General features: G+C 70.9%; 11 protein-coding genes and 1 pseudogene. 7 read left to right on the forward strand and 5 right to left on the reverse strand.

What is annotated here, in order from left to right; genetic code table 11:
- Window positions 1-76: 76 nt before the first annotated feature.
- Window positions 77-217: a hypothetical protein gene (locus tag ABZ249_RS31070; RefSeq protein WP_355269854.1), complete on the reverse strand. Its 141-nt coding sequence runs from the start codon at window positions 215-217 to the stop codon at window positions 77-79.
- Window positions 214-1845, reverse strand: coding sequence for an AMP-binding protein (locus tag ABZ249_RS31075; protein WP_355269856.1), 1632 nt, complete (start codon window positions 1843-1845; stop codon window positions 214-216). Before ABZ249_RS31075 ends, ABZ249_RS31070 begins: the two co-directional genes overlap by 4 nt.
- Window positions 1846-2023: 178 nt before the next feature.
- On the opposite strand from ABZ249_RS31075, the gene ABZ249_RS31080 reads away from it, so the two are divergent.
- From ABZ249_RS31080 to ABZ249_RS31095, 4 genes are all read left to right on the forward strand, one after another.
- Window positions 2024-2620 (forward strand): TetR/AcrR family transcriptional regulator, encoded by a 597-nt coding sequence (locus tag ABZ249_RS31080; RefSeq protein ID WP_220560799.1) that lies wholly within the window; start codon window positions 2024-2026, stop codon window positions 2618-2620.
- Between the two features lie 77 nt (window positions 2621-2697).
- Window positions 2698-3885: an acyl-CoA dehydrogenase family protein gene (locus ABZ249_RS31085; RefSeq protein ID WP_355269858.1), complete on the forward strand. Its 1188-nt coding sequence runs from the start codon at window positions 2698-2700 to the stop codon at window positions 3883-3885.
- A complete protein-coding gene (locus ABZ249_RS31090; protein WP_355269860.1) occupies window positions 3882-4889 on the forward strand; it encodes a phosphotransferase family protein in 1008 nt (335 codons plus the stop codon). The genes ABZ249_RS31085 and ABZ249_RS31090 overlap by 4 nt, the downstream gene beginning before the upstream one ends.
- 647 nt (window positions 4890-5536) lie before the next feature.
- On the forward strand, window positions 5537-7486 hold the full coding sequence (locus ABZ249_RS31095) for an ABC transporter ATP-binding protein (RefSeq protein WP_355269862.1): 1950 nt from the start codon (window positions 5537-5539) through the stop codon (window positions 7484-7486).
- Window positions 7487-7710: 224 nt separating this feature from the next.
- On the opposite strand, the gene ABZ249_RS31100 is transcribed toward ABZ249_RS31095, so the two are convergent.
- Window positions 7711-8661, reverse strand: coding sequence for an NADP-dependent oxidoreductase (locus tag ABZ249_RS31100; protein WP_355269864.1), 951 nt, complete (start codon window positions 8659-8661; stop codon window positions 7711-7713).
- A 113-nt stretch (window positions 8662-8774) separates the two neighbouring features.
- On the opposite strand from ABZ249_RS31100, the gene ABZ249_RS31105 reads away from it, so the two are divergent.
- A complete protein-coding gene (locus ABZ249_RS31105; protein WP_355269866.1) occupies window positions 8775-9386 on the forward strand; it encodes a helix-turn-helix domain-containing protein in 612 nt (203 codons plus the stop codon).
- A gap of 394 nt (window positions 9387-9780) precedes the next feature.
- Here ABZ249_RS31105 and ABZ249_RS31110 read toward each other — a convergent pair whose 3' ends face one another.
- On the reverse strand, window positions 9781-10152 hold the full coding sequence (locus ABZ249_RS31110) for a hypothetical protein (protein ID WP_355269868.1): 372 nt from the start codon (window positions 10150-10152) through the stop codon (window positions 9781-9783).
- A gap of 1583 nt (window positions 10153-11735) precedes the next feature.
- The gene (locus ABZ249_RS31115; protein ID WP_355269870.1) at window positions 11736-13808 is read right to left on the reverse strand and encodes a hypothetical protein; all 2073 of its coding nucleotides are present in this window, start codon (window positions 13806-13808) and stop codon (window positions 11736-11738) included.
- A gap of 1042 nt (window positions 13809-14850) precedes the next feature.
- On the opposite strand from ABZ249_RS31115, the gene ABZ249_RS31120 reads away from it, so the two are divergent.
- Together ABZ249_RS31120 and ABZ249_RS31125 are read left to right on the forward strand one after the other, a co-directional pair.
- On the forward strand, window positions 14851-15081 hold the full coding sequence (locus ABZ249_RS31120) for a hypothetical protein (RefSeq protein WP_355269872.1): 231 nt from the start codon (window positions 14851-14853) through the stop codon (window positions 15079-15081).
- Between the two features lie 322 nt (window positions 15082-15403).
- Window positions 15404-16188: pseudogene (locus tag ABZ249_RS31125) on the forward strand (AAA family ATPase).
- Window positions 16189-16255 lie beyond the last annotated feature (67 nt).

A 16255-nucleotide genomic window follows, 5' to 3' on the forward strand; every position in this document is an offset into this window, starting at 1 on the left:
AGAGGATGACCCGTGCTTGAGCTGGAAGTCTCGCCAAAGAGGAGGGCATGAGGTTATGATAGACGAAACGCTGTGACTAGCCAGTGTTGAACGGCGCGAAGACCGCGTAGGCACTCCACTCGTACCACTCCAGGACGTTGCCGACCGTGCTGGCCAGCAGGGACTTCTTCTTCGAACGCAGGGATGCGGCGCCGGGCGCCGGGACGGTGACGCTCATGCGCCGCCTCCTGAGGGGGTGGTGGGAACGGGGGTGTCCCGCAGCGCCCGCCGGCGGATCTTGCCGGTGGGCGTCTTGGGCAGGGTCTCGACGATGTGGACCTCGCGCGGCCGCTTGTAGGCGGCCAGGTGCTCGCGGGCGAATCCGGCCAGCTCCTCGCCGGTCGCCCGCGCCCCGGAGGCGAGGGAGACGTAGGCGACGACGGACTCGCCCCGGTAGGGGTCGGGGCGGCCGACGACGGCGGCCTCGAACACGGCGGGGTGGCGGTGCAGGACGTCCTCGACCTCGCGCGGCCAGACCTTGTAGCCGGACACGTTGATCTGGTCCTTGAGCCGGTCCACCAGGTACACCCACCCGTCCCTGTCGATGACGGCGACGTCGCCGGTGCGCAGCCGCCCGCCGGGGAAGGCGGCGGCGGTCTCCTCGGGCCGGTCCCGGTAGCCGGGGACCACGGACGGGCCCGAGATCTCCAGCTCGCCCTGCTCCCCCGGCGGGACCGGGTTCCCGCCGGAGTCCACGGCGCGCGCGGTGACGCCGGGCAGCGGGCGGCCGATGGACAGCGACCCGCCGACCGGGTCCACCGGGGCCTCGCGGCCGAGCGGGACCGCGATGACGCCCGAGCTGGTCTCGGTCATGCCGTAGGCGTTGTGGATGTACACCCCGAACCGCTCCCGGAAGCGCTCGACGGTGGAGGGCGGGATGGGCGCGCCCCCGGAGTAGAGGGCGCGCACGCTGCGGAAGTGCGCGGGCCGGGCGTCGGGGTGGTCGTACAGGGCGTTGAACGCGGTGATCGACCCGATGGTGAAGGTGACGCGGTGCTCGGCCAGCGCCTCCAGGACGACGTCGGCCCGGAAGCGGTGGGCGAAGACCAGCAGGGTGTCGTGCACCAGCGCCAGGGCGGCGTTGATGACCGCGCCGGTGATGTGGAACAGGGGCGCCAGGGCCAGCACGGCGTCGCCGGGGCGCAGGTCCACGTGGCGGCCGAAGGTGGAGGTCACCGCCAGGACGTTGGCGTGGGTGTTCATCGCGCCCTTGGGCGGCCCGGTGGTGCCGGAGGTGTAGGTGAGCAGGGCGACGTCGCCGGGGCCGACCCCGGTCGCGGGCGGCCGCCGCCCGGCGTGCGCGCGGGCCAGCTCCATGAGGTCGCCGTCGGGCGGGGGCGCGGCCCGCTCCGCCGTCAGCACCCGCGGGTCGTCGCGCCCCTGGAGGTCGCGGTCGCTGGTGCCCAGCACCCAGCGCACGGCGCTCCCGGCCAGCGCCTCGCGCACCCCGGGGTGGTCGGTGTCGGCGCACACGATCCCGACCGGCGCGGCGTCGTCGACCAGGCGCCGCAGCTCCCCGCCCCGGTACATGGGGTTGACGGGCAGCGCCGCGGCGCCGAGCTTCCACAGGGCGAGCAGGACGAGCGCGTACTGCGGGATGTTCTGGAGGCGCACGCCCACGCGGTCGCCGCGGCCGACCCCGCGCTCGGCGAGGGCGGAGGCGATGGCGTCCGAGAGGTCGTCGGCCTCGCGTGCGGTGAGCACCCGGTCGAAGTAGGCGATGGCCGGGGCGTCGGGCGAGGCCTCGACACGGCGACGCCAGGCCCCGGGGAGGGTGTCGGGGGTCCGGGGGAGGTCGGATGGCATGTCGCGGCCCTTCTCTCTGCGGGAACGTCGACGTCCGGGGTACCGACCGAACGATCGCTCGGTCGCCTGTAGTGTTGTGGATCACACCGGCGCTGTCAACACCCCCGCGGCGCCCGCCCATCCCGTCCGCGGCACCGATAACGTGCTGCCGACGGACCACGAGGAAGCGAGGGACACGTTGACGGAGTCCTGGCGTTCGTTCGGCGAGCAGCGGCTGTCCGCCCCCCTGGCGGCGGCCCTGCACTGCTTCGTCGAGCAGGGGTACCACGGGACCACCATCCGGCGGATCGCCGAGCGGGCCGGGCTGTCCGTGCCCGGCCTGTACCACCACTACCCCTCCAAGCAGGCGCTCCTGGAGGGCCTGGTGATGACGGTGATGCGCGAGCTCCTCGACCACACCCGCCGGGCGGCCGCCGAGGCCGGGGACGACCCCGGGCTCCGGTTCGACAACCTCGTCGAGTGCCTGCTGCGCTTCCACATGCACCGCCGCGACCAGGCGTTCGTCGCCTCCACCGAGATCCGCGGCATGGACCCCGACGTACGCGAGGCCTACATCGCACTGCGCGACGAGCAGCAGCGCATGGTCGACGACGCCGTGCGCGACGGGGCGAGGGAGGGCGTGTTCACCACCCCCTACCCCAAGGACGCCGGCCGCGCCGTGACCACCATGTGCGTCGCCGTCGCCTCCTGGTACCGCCCCGACGGGGAGCTCTCCCCCGACGAGGTCGTGGACCACTACCTGACCCTGTGCCGGGCCACCGTCGGCGCGCGTTGACACCGCCGCGGGGGCCGTGCCACGCTGTGCCCACCAACACCGACCGAGCGATCGCTCGGTGGTAAGGGAGGCTCCACGTGATCGACCTTCAGCCCACCCCCGCCGCGGCCGACCTCACCCGGGCCACCCTGGCCTTCGTCCGCGACGAGATCCTCCCCCTGGAGGAGGAGCACGGGGGCGACATCGCCCGCGGCGGCGAGGCCCTGCGCGAACGGATGCAGGAACGGGCCCGCGCCGCCGGGGTCTTCGCCCCGCACGCCCCCCGCGAGTACGGCGGCCACGGCCTCGACATGCGCGACCGCGCCCCCGTGTTCGAGGCCGCCGGGCACTCCGTGTTCGGCCCCCTGGCCCTCAACATCGCCGCCCCCGACGAGGGCAACGTCCACCTGCTGGACCACGTCGCCACCCCCGACCAGCGCGAGCGCTTCCTGGAGCCGCTCTGCCGCGGCCGGGTCCGCTCCGCGTTCGCCATGACCGAACCCGCCCCCGGCGCGGGCGCCGACCCCTCCGCCCTGGCCACCACCGCCACCCGCGTCCCCGGCGGCTGGCGCGTCGACGGCCGCAAGACCTTCATCACCGGGGCCGACGGCGCCGGGTTCCTCATCATCATGGCCCGCACCTCCGGCTCCCCCGGCGACCGCGGCGGCGCCACCATGTTCCTCTCCCCCGCCGACGCGCCCGGGCTCACCGTGGGACGCCACGTGCGCACCATGGACACCTCCATGCTCGGCGGCCACTGCGAGGTCGCCTTCGACGGCCTGTTCGTCCCCGACGAGAACGTCCTGGGCGAGGTCGACCAGGGCTTCCACAACGCGCAGGTGCGCCTGGGGCCGGCCCGGATGACCCACGTGATGCGCTGGCTCGGCAGCGCCCAGCGCGCCCAGGACATCGCCGCCGCCCGGGCCGCCGAGCGCGAGCTGTTCGGCTCCCGCCTGGGCGACCTGGGCCTGGCCCGGCAGCTCATCGCCGACAGCGAGATCGACCTGGCCGCCACCCGCGCCCTGCTGGTCCGGGCCTGCTGGGAGCTGGACACCGGGGCCGACGCGCGCACCTCCACCTCCGTCGCCAAGACGTTCGCCGCCGAGGCGATCCACCGGGTGGTCGACCGGGCGGTCCAGCTCTGCGGCGGCCTGGGCGTCAGCGAGGACCTGCCGCTGGCCCGGCTGCTGCGGGAGGTGCGGCCCTTCCGGATCTACGACGGGCCCTCCGAGGTGCACCGCTGGTCGATCGCCGCCCGCGTCGTGAAGGGGGCCCGGGCCCGGTGACCGCTCCGGCCCTGGACACCGCCGCCCTGGCCGCCTTCCTGGGCGTCCCCGGCCCGCTGCGGGCCGTCCCGCTCTCCGGCGGCAAGTCCAACCTGACCTACCGGATCGACGACGCGGGCGGCCCCCGCTGGGTGCTGCGCCGCCCGCCGACGGCCGGGCTGACCCCCTCGGCCCACGACATGGGGCGCGAGTACCGGACCGTGGCCGCCCTGCGGGACACCGGCGTCCCGGTGGCCGGGGCCGTGGCCCTGTGCGAGGACCCGCGGGTCCTGGGCGCGCCGTTCTCCCTGGTGGAGTACGTGGACGCGCGGGTGGTGCGCACCCGCGACCAGCTGGCGGACTGGGACGACCGCACGGTCGCCGGCTGCGCGCACGCCCTGGTGCGGGTGCTGGCCGCGCTGCACGCCGTCGACCACCGGGCCACCGGCCTGGCCGGGCGGCCGGACGGGTACCTGCGCCGCCAGGTGGACCTGTGGGGCCGCCAGTGGCGGCGGGTCCGCACCGGGGACCTGCCCGACCTGGACCGGCTGCACGGGCTGCTGTCGGAGTCGGTCCCGGACTCCTCCGCGCACGCGGTCGTGCACGGCGACTACCGCATCGACAACGTCATGCTCGACCACGGCGACCCCTCCCGGGTGCGGGCGGTGGTGGACTGGGAGCTGTCCACCCTGGGCGACCCCCTGGCGGACGCGGCGATGATGTGCGTGTACCGGACGCCGGGGCTGGACCTGGTGCTGGGCGAGCCCGCGGCGTGGAACAGCGAGCGCCTGCCCGACGCCGACGCGCTGGCGCAGATGTACGCCGACGCCTCGGGCCGGGACCTGGAGCACTGGGCGTTCCACCTGGGCCTGGCCCACCTGAAGCTGGCGGTCATCGCCCAGGGCATCGAGTACCGCGCCCGCCAGGGCGCCACGGGCGCGGGCCGCGACCGGGCGGGCGAGGCCGTCGCCCCGTACGCGGCGGCGGGCCTGCGGGTGCTGGCCGCGGAGCGGCACGGGGTGTGAGGCGGGGGCGGGGTTCGGGGCGGCACCGGGTCCCGGGCGGGTGAGGGGAACCGCCACCTTTACGGGGTAGATTTCCGGCATTTCAGGCACAGCGCCTCCCTGGCGGACGGGACGCCGCGCTCCCCGGCACCCGGGCCGCCCCGGGCTTCCCCGGTTCCTCGCACGACCGGGCCCGCTCCCGGCCCGGGCTGCGGGCCCTCTCCCCCGGCGGACAGACGGGTGCGGCAGTCACGCGGGCTCGGCGGACAGGCGAGCACGGCAGACAGGCAGGCGCGACGGACGGTCCGGCACGACCGTCACGCTGCCACGGCGGACACCCGGGCACAGCGGACAGTCAGGTTCGGGGAACACGCGGGCTCGGCGGACAGGCAGGCCCGACGGTCACGCGGGCGCGGCGGACAGGCGGGCGCGGTGTTCGCGCCCGGGCCGATTCCCCCGCGGATCCGGACCGCACCGATCACCGGGATTTCCCGCGGGCGGGTGCGGCCGCCCCGCCCGCGGCGCCGGTGGCCCCGCTCCGCCGCCGTGCCCGCGACCGCGGATCCGGCCCCACCACAACCCTCCCCCGCCCCGAAAACCCGTGGCGGACACCGGTTCCCCGGAGGCAGGATCACACGGCCGACGCCCCCGAATCCGCGAGGAGCCCTATGCGTCGATCCCGCAGCCGATCCACCGATCCCGCACCGGCGGCCGAGACCGGAGAGCCCGGAGCCGCCGCCCCCTCCGACACCGGCTCGGAGGAGGACCTCACCGCCCCCAAGTGGAACTTCTTCGCCGACGAACTCCAGCGCACGAGCCTGTGGACCAAGCTGACCCGCATGCCCTCCCTGACCGCGGCCGCCGTCGGGTGGGCCTGGCGCGCCAACCGCCGCGACCTGCTCCTCGCCCTGGGGGCCAGCACCGTCGCCGCCGTCCTGGCCGCGGTCAGCCTGGTCTCGGTGACCTGGGTGCTCGACGCCCTGCTGGCTGAGGGCCCCATCACCACCCGGGTACGGGCTGCGCTTCCGGCGGTGGCCGTGGTGGCCGGGGTCGCCGCCCTGTCCCTGGCCGTCCGGCTCGTGTCGGAACTGGCCCTGTCCAGGTTGAGCACCCAGACCGAACGCATCGTCGAGACCGAACTGTTCGACCTCACCACCCAGGCCCGGCTCATCGCGTTCGACGACGAGGAGTGGGCCGACGCGATGTACCGGGCCCGCGACCGCGGCATGTACGAGGTGCCCCGCATGGTCACCGCCACCCTGGACGGGCTGACCGGACTCGTCTCCCTGCTCTCCCTGGGCGGGGTCCTCGCCGTCCTGCACCCGCTGCTGCTGCCCCTGCTGCTGGTCAGCGTCGTGCCCACCGGGTGGGCGGCCACCCGGGCGGCGCGGATGGAGTACGAGGCCCAGCGCAGGCTCAGCACCGGGCGCCGGCGGCGGTGGATCCTCGGCGACCGCATGGCCTCCCGAGACTCGGCCGCGGAGCTGCGCTCCTACACCATGCGCGACTCGCTGATGGCCGACTACGGGTCCCTGGCCGACCGCGAGCGGGAGACCATGCTGGCGGTGGCCTGGTCCCAGACCCGTACCCGCGCCGTGGGCGGCATCATCTCCGGGGCTGCGACCGCCCTGACCTACACCGCCCTGGGCGTCCTGCTCGTCACCGGGGCGATGCCGCTGGCGGCGGTGGGCACCGCGGTGCTCGCGCTACAGCGCACCCAGGGGCAGATGCAGCAGCTCCTCTACACGTTGAACAGGGTGTACGAGTGCGGCCTGTACTTCGCGGACTTCACCGAGTACTGCACGCTGGCGCGGGCCGCCCTGCCGCCCGCCCCCACCGCGCCGCCCCCGGCCCGGCTGGAACGGCTGGAGGTGCGCGACGCGGTCTTCACCTACCCCACCGGTGAGGAACCCGCCCTGCGCGGGGTGAGTGTGCGCGTCGACAAGGGCGAGACCGTCGCCCTGGTGGGCGAGAACGGGTCCGGCAAGTCCACCCTGGCCCGGCTGCTCGGCGGCCTCTACTCCCCCCAGGAAGGCGAGGTCGCCTGGAACGGCGTCGACTTCACCGCGCTCGGGCCGGCCGTGTGCGAGCGGATCAGCGTCATCATCCAGGACCACACCCGCTGGCCCATGACCGCCCGCCGCAACGTCACCATGGCCCAGGGCTGCGACCCCGCCCGGTTGGAGGAGGCGGCCCGGCTCAGCGGCACCGACGAGGTCGTCAACGGCCTGGCCAGGGGGTGGGACACCCTGCTGGACACCACCTTCGCCAGCGGGGTGAACCTGTCCGGGGGGCAGTGGCAGCGCATCGCCGGGGCGCGGGGCTTCTACCGCACCGCCGACCTGCTCATCGCCGACGAGCCCACCTCGGCGCTGGACGCCCGCGCCGAGGCCCGCTTCTTCACCACCATCGGCGAGCACGCCGCCCGCACCGGGGCGGCCGTCGTGCTCATCACCCACCGCATGGCCTCGGTGCGGATGGCGGACCGCATCTACGTCCTGGACCACGGCCGCGTCATCCAGCACGGCACCCACGCCGAGCTGATGGCGGTACCGGGCCGGTACCGGGAGCTGTACACGCTCCAGGCCGACGCCTACGGCGGCGCCGACCGGGAGTGACGCGCGGCGGCGGTGCGGGCGGGGCCGCGGATGGCCCGTCCGCACCGCCGCCGGCCCCGCGGCCGGGCGCAGGCGCGCCCGGTCGACCGTCGGTGCGGCGCCCCCGGAGGGCCGGGGTGCGGGGGCTCACCGACCGCCCGCACGGTCTCGGACAGGGGGTGCCCCCGGCGGGCCGGGAGGGCGGGAGGCCCCGGCTCCCCGGCCCTGCGCGTCCCGGCCGCCGGTCAGGGGGTGAGGACGATCTTCCCCCGCACCCCGCCGCGTTCGAGCATGCGGTGCGCCCGGACCACGTCGTCCATCTCCAGCACGGCGGCGACCACCGGCGCGACCGCGCCCCGGTCCACCAGCTCGGCCAGCTCCTCCAGCTCCCGGGGGGAGGGGTCGTTGCTGAACGCGGCGATCCGCGTGCGCCGGTCCAGTCCGGCCGCCGCCGTCCACAGGGCCGACCGGACCGGCCGCGCCGGGTCGAGGGCGAGCGGCACCAGCGCGCCCCCGCGGACGAGGAGTCCGCGCAGCTCGGACAGGCGCGTGCCGACCAGGTCGAGGACCACGTCGAACCGGCCCAGGCCGCCCAGGTCCGTCGTGCGGTGGTCGAAGGCCTCGGCGGCGCCCAGCCCGCCCAGCCAGGAGAGGTGGTCGGCCCCGGCCAGCGCGGTGACGTGCGCGCCCAGGGAGGCGCCGAGCTGCACGGCGACCACCCCCACTCCCCCGGCCGCCCCGCGCACCAGCAGCCGCTGCCCCCGATCCAGGCGCACCCGGCGGGTCAGCGCGTGCAGGGCCGTCGTGCCCGAGGACGGCAGCGCGGCGGCCTCGTGGGCCGGGACCGAGCGCGGGGCCGCGGCGACACGCTCCTGGGGCACCACGACCGACTCGGCCAGGGCCCCGAAGGTACCGTGCGGCATCACCCCCCACACCGCGTCCCCGACCCCCGCGCGGGTGACGGCTGGCCCCGTCTGCACGACGGTGCCGACGAAGTCGACGCCGGTCCCAGCGGGGAACCGCTGGCGCAGCACGCGGCGCAGCCTTCCGGCGCGGATGGGGGCCTCCCCGCCGCCGACCGCCGCGGCGGCGACCTCCACCCGCACGTCGGCGGCGCCCACCGGGGGCGTGGGGAGCCCGTCGGCGACGGCCAGGACCTCGGGTCCCCCGTAGCGTTCGTAGCGGACTGCGCGCATGATTCCTCCTCGTGCGGGGAAGCCCCCGCCTCCTCCATGGGTTCTGACCGGTGTCGGCCGGTGCCGACATGGGCAACCGGGACCCGTCGGCGGCCCGTCCCGACAGCGCGGAAGTGAGACGAGAAGTGGACGAGGACACGCAGATCCGCCCCGGGGGCGGTGCGGCCGGGCGGCTGCGGCAGGACGCCCGGCGCAACCGGACCACCGTGCTGCGGGCCGCCCGGGCGGTGTTCCGCGACCGCGGCCTGGAGGCGACCGTGCAGAACGTGGCCCGCCGCGCCGGAGTCTCGGCCGCCACCGTCCACCGGCGCTTCCCCGGCCGGGACGCGCTCGTGCGGGACCTGGCCGAGCACGCGGCGGCGGAGCTGACGGAGCGCTTCGCGGAGCTGGCCCGCACGGTGCCCGCCGACCTGGCGCTGGAGCGCGCCCTGCGGTTCGTCGCCGCCGAGGCGGTCGCCACGCGCGTGTGCGCGCCCGACCACCGGGAGCGCTTCCCCGAGCGGGCGCGCGCCCTCGACGAGCACGTCCACCGCGAACTGCACCGGCTCCTGGCGAGCGCCCGGGCACAGGGCCGGATCTCGGCGGCGATCACCGACCGGGACCTGCGGCTGGCCACGTCCGCCGTCGCGGCGGCCGCGGCCGCCGAACCGGACCCGGAGCGGGCCGGCCGGGCGGCCCAGCGGCTGGTGACGCACTTCCTGCGGTCCTTCCGCAGCCCGGACTGAGCCCGGGCGGAACCGGCCCGCCCACCGCGCGAACCGCCGCTGAAGGTCCCCTCTCGCTCCCGGGCCGGTCCGGCACGGATCGGCCCCGGCCGGGCCGGACCCCGGCAGCGCACAACCGGCCGTCCACCACCCCGTCTCAGCGCCGCCGGCACAGCCTCGAACCACAGGGGTTCACCGCGGACAGGGGGAGCCGACGGACCCGGCGGTACCCATGCGCCTCGAGTCGAACGTAGGGAGCGTGCCGCCGCACACGGCGGCGTCCACCAGATTCACGACCCCCGCTCCACCCACCCGGCGGAACTGTCGACGAACTCCTCCGAGCCCACCGAACCGAAACAGAGCACAGAGCACAGAGCATCGCAAGTGCGTTCCACCGCGTTTCTCGGCCGAACGGCTACTTCCCGCCCCGGGCCCGCAGCATCCGCGCCGCCTCGGCCAACGTCACCGTGGCGTCGCTCCACCACGCGACCTCCACCCAGGCCAGACGACCGTCCCGCACGAACACCAGCACCTCGCCCGGGCACCCGCCGTCCCCGTCGTAGAGCAGCGCCTGCACGGCGATCCTCAGTCCGGCCTCGCCCGGCACCGGCTCCGCCGGGGCCACACCCTCCACCGCCTCGAGCTCAGCGGTCCCGCAACCGCACCCGCACCGCCGGCCCACCCGCATCCGCCCGGCCTGCGCCCGCAGCACCGCATGCACAAGATCGGCCGGGTCCAGCACCGCCTCCAGCACGCCCGCCACATCCGCGGGAAGATCCTCGATCACCGCGCGATCGTACCCGCACCCGTACCGGTCCCGCCCCCAGGCCTCTCCACCGGCCCCTGGGGCGGCTGCCGGTTCACAGAGTGGGGCGCGAGCCGAAGGATCGGCCACATCACGCCGGAGAGCGACATCATCCTGTTCGGCCTGCCCACCCCGGACGGCACCGTGGGGGCCGCCCTGGAGACCGGAGGCCTCGCCTCCCTCGCCCTGAGCCCCACGCCCGGCCGGTCGCACAGATGGCCGGCCACACGCGGGGTTCCAGGGCTCACGACGGTTTCGGGCTCGGTGCCGGTCATCCTTCGGCCGTGCGCCACCGGGCACCGTCCTCGGAAGTGAGCGCGGAGCGGGCCCTGCCCTGGCAGGCTCGGTGAACGCGCCCGACCCTCATGAACTCACCGGTGCCGAGCGATCCCGTGCCGCACCCACAGCGGCATCCCCTGGCTTGACCTGCCCGGACACCACATCCCTTGGGAAACCGCCACAGGCCGCCGCATCGGCGGGCGGCAGGCCCCGGTTTTCGACCGGGTGGCCTACCTCGGCCGGAAAACGGTGGCAGCCCACTGGAGCAGAACCGGGGCCCCTGGCAACCCGTTACAACAAGCGAAATCGCAGGCTAGGACTGCTCGCGGCACTCTCCGCCGGGCACCGGGTCGCACACGGTCCCGGGCCACACTTCGGGGTCGGTGCCCCATGCGTCCGTGAATCCCTCACCCGCGAAACCGTACTCTTCGATTCCCAGGTTTTCGGCAATGGAACACTCGTCGGCACCCCGCTCAACGGGGTAGAGGGCGCCATTGGAGAGGTCCTGAACGGCAACGGCCTCGAAGGTCGAAACGCAGGAGGTCCCGGTTTCGGAGGACATAGCGACCAGAGGGGCTTCGGCCGGAGTCGGGGGAAGCTCTTCTACCGGCGGGGCGACCGTGGGTCCCTGGGTCGGGGGCGCTCCGTAGGTGGTGTCATTCGGGGTGGCCTCAGGCTCCAGAGATACGTTACCGATGGCAACGGAACCCATGGCCACGGCACCAGCGGCCACGATGCCGACCGCTATACCAGGGTAGATGGTTCTTCGCTTCACTTTGAATCCCCGAGCCGGACGAACTGGTTTCCGGAGTTGATGACCGATCCCCTCCGATTATCTCCCCGCAACACGCAACCCATGTAAGCCGCGTTGCGCTTACTGTCGTAGAGCGTTAGCTTATTCGACTTGCGGCCGGTCTCGGAGCGCCCCGCACCATAGAGGTTAGAAGTGGCGGTCCTCCCAGAGCTGCACGAGCGTGACAGCCATGCCCAATCCGCGACTGAGCTCGGCCAGGAGCCCATAAGCGGCCCGTCAGGATCGGCCGCATCCCGACTGAGCGATGGGAGGCGCCACTGCCGCACCACAGCCTCCAACACGCTCGATGCGAGAACACGAGTGTGGAGCCAAGCCGCTGAGCGGATCTGAGGTTCAGCCATCTCGAACAAGGAACACGTTGTCCTCAACCGAACAAGTGCCGCGAGAATCTATCGCCACAAATAATGACCTTCCCCGCATCAAAATCGTGAATTACGCCCCTTGACCCAGCACTTGGGCGGCAGAGCCAGAGTTAGTTCAACCGACCACGACTTACCTCTTCGACCCGATGAAGCTGCGCAAGGTACTCCTGCAATCGGGCATGACGGAACTGGTAAATCGGACCGACAGTACGCAAAAGGCCAACACGGTGAACATCATCCAGGAAAGCCATAAGACGCCTGGGCAGACACTTTTTCCAGGCAAGGTAATAAGTAGCAACGAGATAGGACGGCCAGGAGGCATGACCATTTCCCCTAAGCACGAGCCTCACCCCAAAAATGTGCGAGAAAAAAATCCCGGCAACCAAACCCAACCATGGATCGTAAAACAATCCGACCACCACACCTCCCCCAAACCCCGTTATTGCACTCCACACCATTCCTCGCGTAAGGTTGAGGGATCGATCCCCACGCCAAGAAGAGACTGGAGAATCAAGTTTCCCTTCAAGAGAAGGTTGCTGCACCCAATCAAATATCCCACCCACGAAACCGAGCGTGGGAACCATGCAAACAACAGCAATTAGGCCGCCAAAAATCCCCACCACAACTCCAGATTCAATACCTCGCTCTTGCCATGCCGCGAACCCCAGTAGAGAGCCGCAAAAAAAGAATGCCACAGCAGCGGCACGAACCATACTACGAATGAGGTTCTGGATCAAGTCTCGGAGCCGACCAGTGAACTCTAGGTTGGCATACCCGGGCCCCATAGCCGACCAAGTCAGATACTCCCTGTAACCCACAGTATTCAACAGGGAATTCGCAGAACCAAGAATAATGCCACCAACGAGACCTCCCTCAATTGCACCACGAAAACCAGAATGCAGCCCTCCAATGAAAGCGAAAGAGATCAATCCAAAGAAAAACCCGAAAAGGCCCAGCAATCCCCCTAGAAAAACTCGAAAATACACCCGATCACACCACGTCCACCTCTCAGAAAAAGCGCGTTTACCCAATTCCCACCAGGCTAGATCATGCGTGTCCAGAATTTCCCCATCAGCCGAGGGGCAGCTAAGCATGAAGGCGAGATACGCCAGTCGATCGCGCACTTTATCTGAATCATATCCCTCGCGATCCAAAAATGGAAGATATATCCTTCCATTGTCATCCTTCCATTCTCGGTGTTTTGCAATCAAGGCTTCCACAATCCGACCAAGAAGAGCTTCCTCAAGTACCTCTCTACTAGGGAAGAGTTCACCGTCGAGGAGCGGCGCGGGATCCGCACCGCTGTCGAGGTAAACGGAGCGGATTAGCCATAGGCCTAGAGGGGTGGTGGCGACCCGGAGGAGTGGAGAAGGGGGTCCACCTGAAGGATATGAGTTGCGAAGATGAGCCAGAACCGGCTCCCATTTCTGTCTCTGATGAGGTGTTCTCAGACACTTATCCAGGTATTTTGCAACGTCGGCCGGGGCTAACCCTTGAGGCGTTACGACAGCAGTCAAGGCAAGCACATCAGCTGCCTCAGACACCGATGCCGCGAACTCATTGTAACGACTTGTCAGGATTAGTGGACCATCCCCCAAGGATCTGTTCAGTGCAGCAACCACTGCTGGACGTGATTCCAATGGAAGCTCATCAAACCCGTCGAGAATCGGCAAAATTGCACTGCGCACGACTAAGTGATGGGCAGTTTTCACCCCCCAAGAAGAAGTCCTCAGGAAGGGAATATCTTGGTCCAGACGATAGGTTAGCCAGGAGGACAAGGTCGGATGCTTACGGACATCCCAACCCGCCACAGAAACCAACACAGGCACCGCCTCCCCTCTTTCCTTAGACCAATCTGCCAGCAGGCGCAATAGAATCTGCATTGCTAGAATTGTTTTGCCACTCCCCGGGCCGCCAAGGATAGCGAGACGCTGGCGGGACAGGGAACGAAACCAGTCAACCAAATCATCAATTTCGCCACTGGCCCCCTCGAAGGGAATCGCTCTTTCTCTCAAAAGATTGATAGCCCGATCCATGATTTTTGGATTCCTGGTGGTTCGCCATCGCACCGGCATAGGAACTGGGTCATACAGCAGGCGAATTTTAGCCTCGCGCTCCCATTGCTGCTTCAAGTGACTGGCTAATCTATCCTTGATCTGATCAAGGTCTCCTGCAGTCGGCACCTCGGCAACCCAGGAAGAGCGCCGGACCGCCCAAATGATCACGCCCACTGGCAATGCTAAGGCCGCCACAACGCCAGCGACCCATCCAGCAGCTTCCCAACCCGAACGGCTAACCGGCCCTCCGCCCAGCCATAATGTCGCCCCTAACGCACTCCACACTAGGAGCACGGACCCTAAGGCGGCCACGGTCGGCATAACACGCATCAGCCTAGCTAGCATGCAGCCAATTGTGCCCTACTCGAACCGCCCCTTGCTACTGAGGGATGTCTAAACCAGAGACATAAAGCAGGAGCGTAGATTCCCCAAGAACTGAACAACGCTCTGCAAAAAAACCTGAACAGCGGCGAGCGCAGCGAGAACCTTGCGAGATGCCATCGGACACCAGCGATGGCCTGTGTGCGCTCCGTTGGCACTCCGCGGTTTTAGACCAGAACGGTACCAGACGGCACGACATGGCACCGGAACGCACAGCGGATCGGATGAGGTGACACGAAACGTTACGTAGCGACACCAGGCCAGCTGACTTCTCACCCTATGGCCGCAGGTTCGAATCCTGCTGGATGTACCACAAAATCGCAGGTCAATCGGGTCACATGAGGGCCTTGCCAGAGATCCTCGCGGCATTCTGAGCCAATGCTCGCTCCTGGTGTGCTCCCAGTGCAAGGTCCCAGGCGAGGCACCTCCACCTCCCGAGCACTTGGCCTACGCTCGTCCCAGGCGGCTCCGCGCGCCCACCAACGCCCTGGCTCTCTCCGACATGGACTGTCCTCGAACAGGGTCAACGTCGAGCGACACCATCACTCCCCTCACGAGGTCGACGATGACCGCATCCCCACCCCGGAACGGCCGTGACCGGATTCTGGCCGCCTTCCCCGCGCTGCGTGCTCACGGTCGCCCCGCGCTACTGCTCCACCCCCGCGCGGGGAACCCAGGAGTACACGACAGCTCCGTCGGCAGGCCGCTGCTGTGGCCGGTGGAGGAACCGTGGCCCACCTGCACCCAGGGCCATTTCACTTTCAGCTCCCCTCCCGAGGACGGTGAGGTGTTCTTCGAGCTGCCCGAAGAGCCATTCCACCTCATCGACGAGAACGGCACGGAAAAAGGCTGGGAGAACGCCGTACCGCCCGACGCCACGGCGATCCCGTGGAATGTGTACACGGACCTCATGTCATCACACGGCGGAATGAAGGTCGGGGGGTACGGATTCTGGGGTTCGAGCAGTCCGTTCCGCATGGAGTGCGTCTGCGGCGCAGAACTGACGCACCTCCTATAGGTCGGCAGTATGGAGGAGGGCGGACTGGACGACCTGGTCCTGGGACGGGGTGACTCCTTGAGCATCTACTGCTGCCCTCGCTCGAACGACCATCCCCACCGCATCAACATCCAGTGACGGGCAAGCCGGACCAGGGGACCTCCGATCCGAGGACCGACCGGCCGTGTGACATCGGCCGGATGGAGGGCTCGGCGTTTTCCAGAGGCGCCGACGCCCGGTAGCGTCGAAGCATGGGTGGCGCGGCCGCTGCGGAGCCGCGCACCACCGGCGCGAGGTCGGCTTGGGGGAGCTGTCGAAGATGTTCCAAGGGCTGGCGCGGTAGGTGCCCCGGTGAACGACCCGGCGGTGCGCGGCGTGGTCTACCCCAGGCGGTCCCTGGTCCTGGTCACCGGGGTGCCCGGGGCCGGGAAGAGCACCCTGCTGCGGCGGCTGTTCGGGCTCCGCGAGGATCAGGAGCGCACCGTGCTCACCGCGGAGGGCGTGCGGGTGATCGACTCGCTCCAGTCGCGGCACCGGCTGGGCCCCCTGCTCAGCCGGATCCCCTACCCGCTGTGGCGCTGGACGGTGCACGTACTGCACCTGGTCCGGACGGCCGCGGCGCTACGCGGCGGCCCGGTGGTCCTGCACGAGTGCGGGACCCGGCGCCCGGTCCGCGTGCTGCTCGCCCTGCTCTGCCGGCTCCGCCGGTACGAGCTGCACGTGGTGATGATCGACGCCACTCCGCGGGAGGCCCGGGCCGGGCAGGACGCGCGGGGGCGGCGGGTGACCGAGCGCAGCCACCGGGCGCATTCGCGGCGCTGGCGGCGGCTGCGGGCGGCCACCCGGCGCGGGCCGGCGGCCTTCGCTCCGGGCGTGCGCAGCCTGCTCGTCCTCGACCGGCGCCGGGCGCGGGAGCTGGCCTGGATCCGCTTCGGCCCCTGCCCGGACGCCCGCGGCCCCCTGTGCACCTCGGCGGAGCCGCCCCCCGTCCCGCCCGAGCCCGTGATGTCCGATACCCGGACCGGCGGCGGAACCCGCGGCCGGGACGGCGCGGCCCCCGACCCGCAGGGTCCCCGGACCGGCTTCGCCGACGTGTGCCCCCACCGCCTGGAGCCGGTCCTGCCCTGAGCCGGGGCCTTCATCCCCAGTGCTCCTGTGTCCCCGGGCCCCGTGCCCCGGGTCCGGCGTGCCGGAG

This window comes from Nocardiopsis sp. NPDC006139 (genome assembly GCF_040614155.1).
In the GTDB taxonomy this organism is placed as follows: Bacteria; Actinomycetota; Actinomycetes; order Streptosporangiales; family Streptosporangiaceae; genus Nocardiopsis; species Nocardiopsis changdeensis.

Coding starts and splice junctions, on each gene's coding strand:
- ABZ249_RS31070 (WP_355269854.1), bottom strand. CDS start 217: ATGAGCGTCACCGTCCCGGCGCCCGGCGCCGCATCCCTGCGTTCGAAG.
- ABZ249_RS31075 (WP_355269856.1), bottom strand. CDS start 1,845: ATGCCATCCGACCTCCCCCGGACCCCCGACACCCTCCCCGGGGCCTGG.
- ABZ249_RS31095 (WP_355269862.1), top strand. CDS start 5,537: ATGCGTCGATCCCGCAGCCGATCCACCGATCCCGCACCGGCGGCCGAG.
- ABZ249_RS31100 (WP_355269864.1), bottom strand. CDS start 8,661: ATGCGCGCAGTCCGCTACGAACGCTACGGGGGACCCGAGGTCCTGGCC.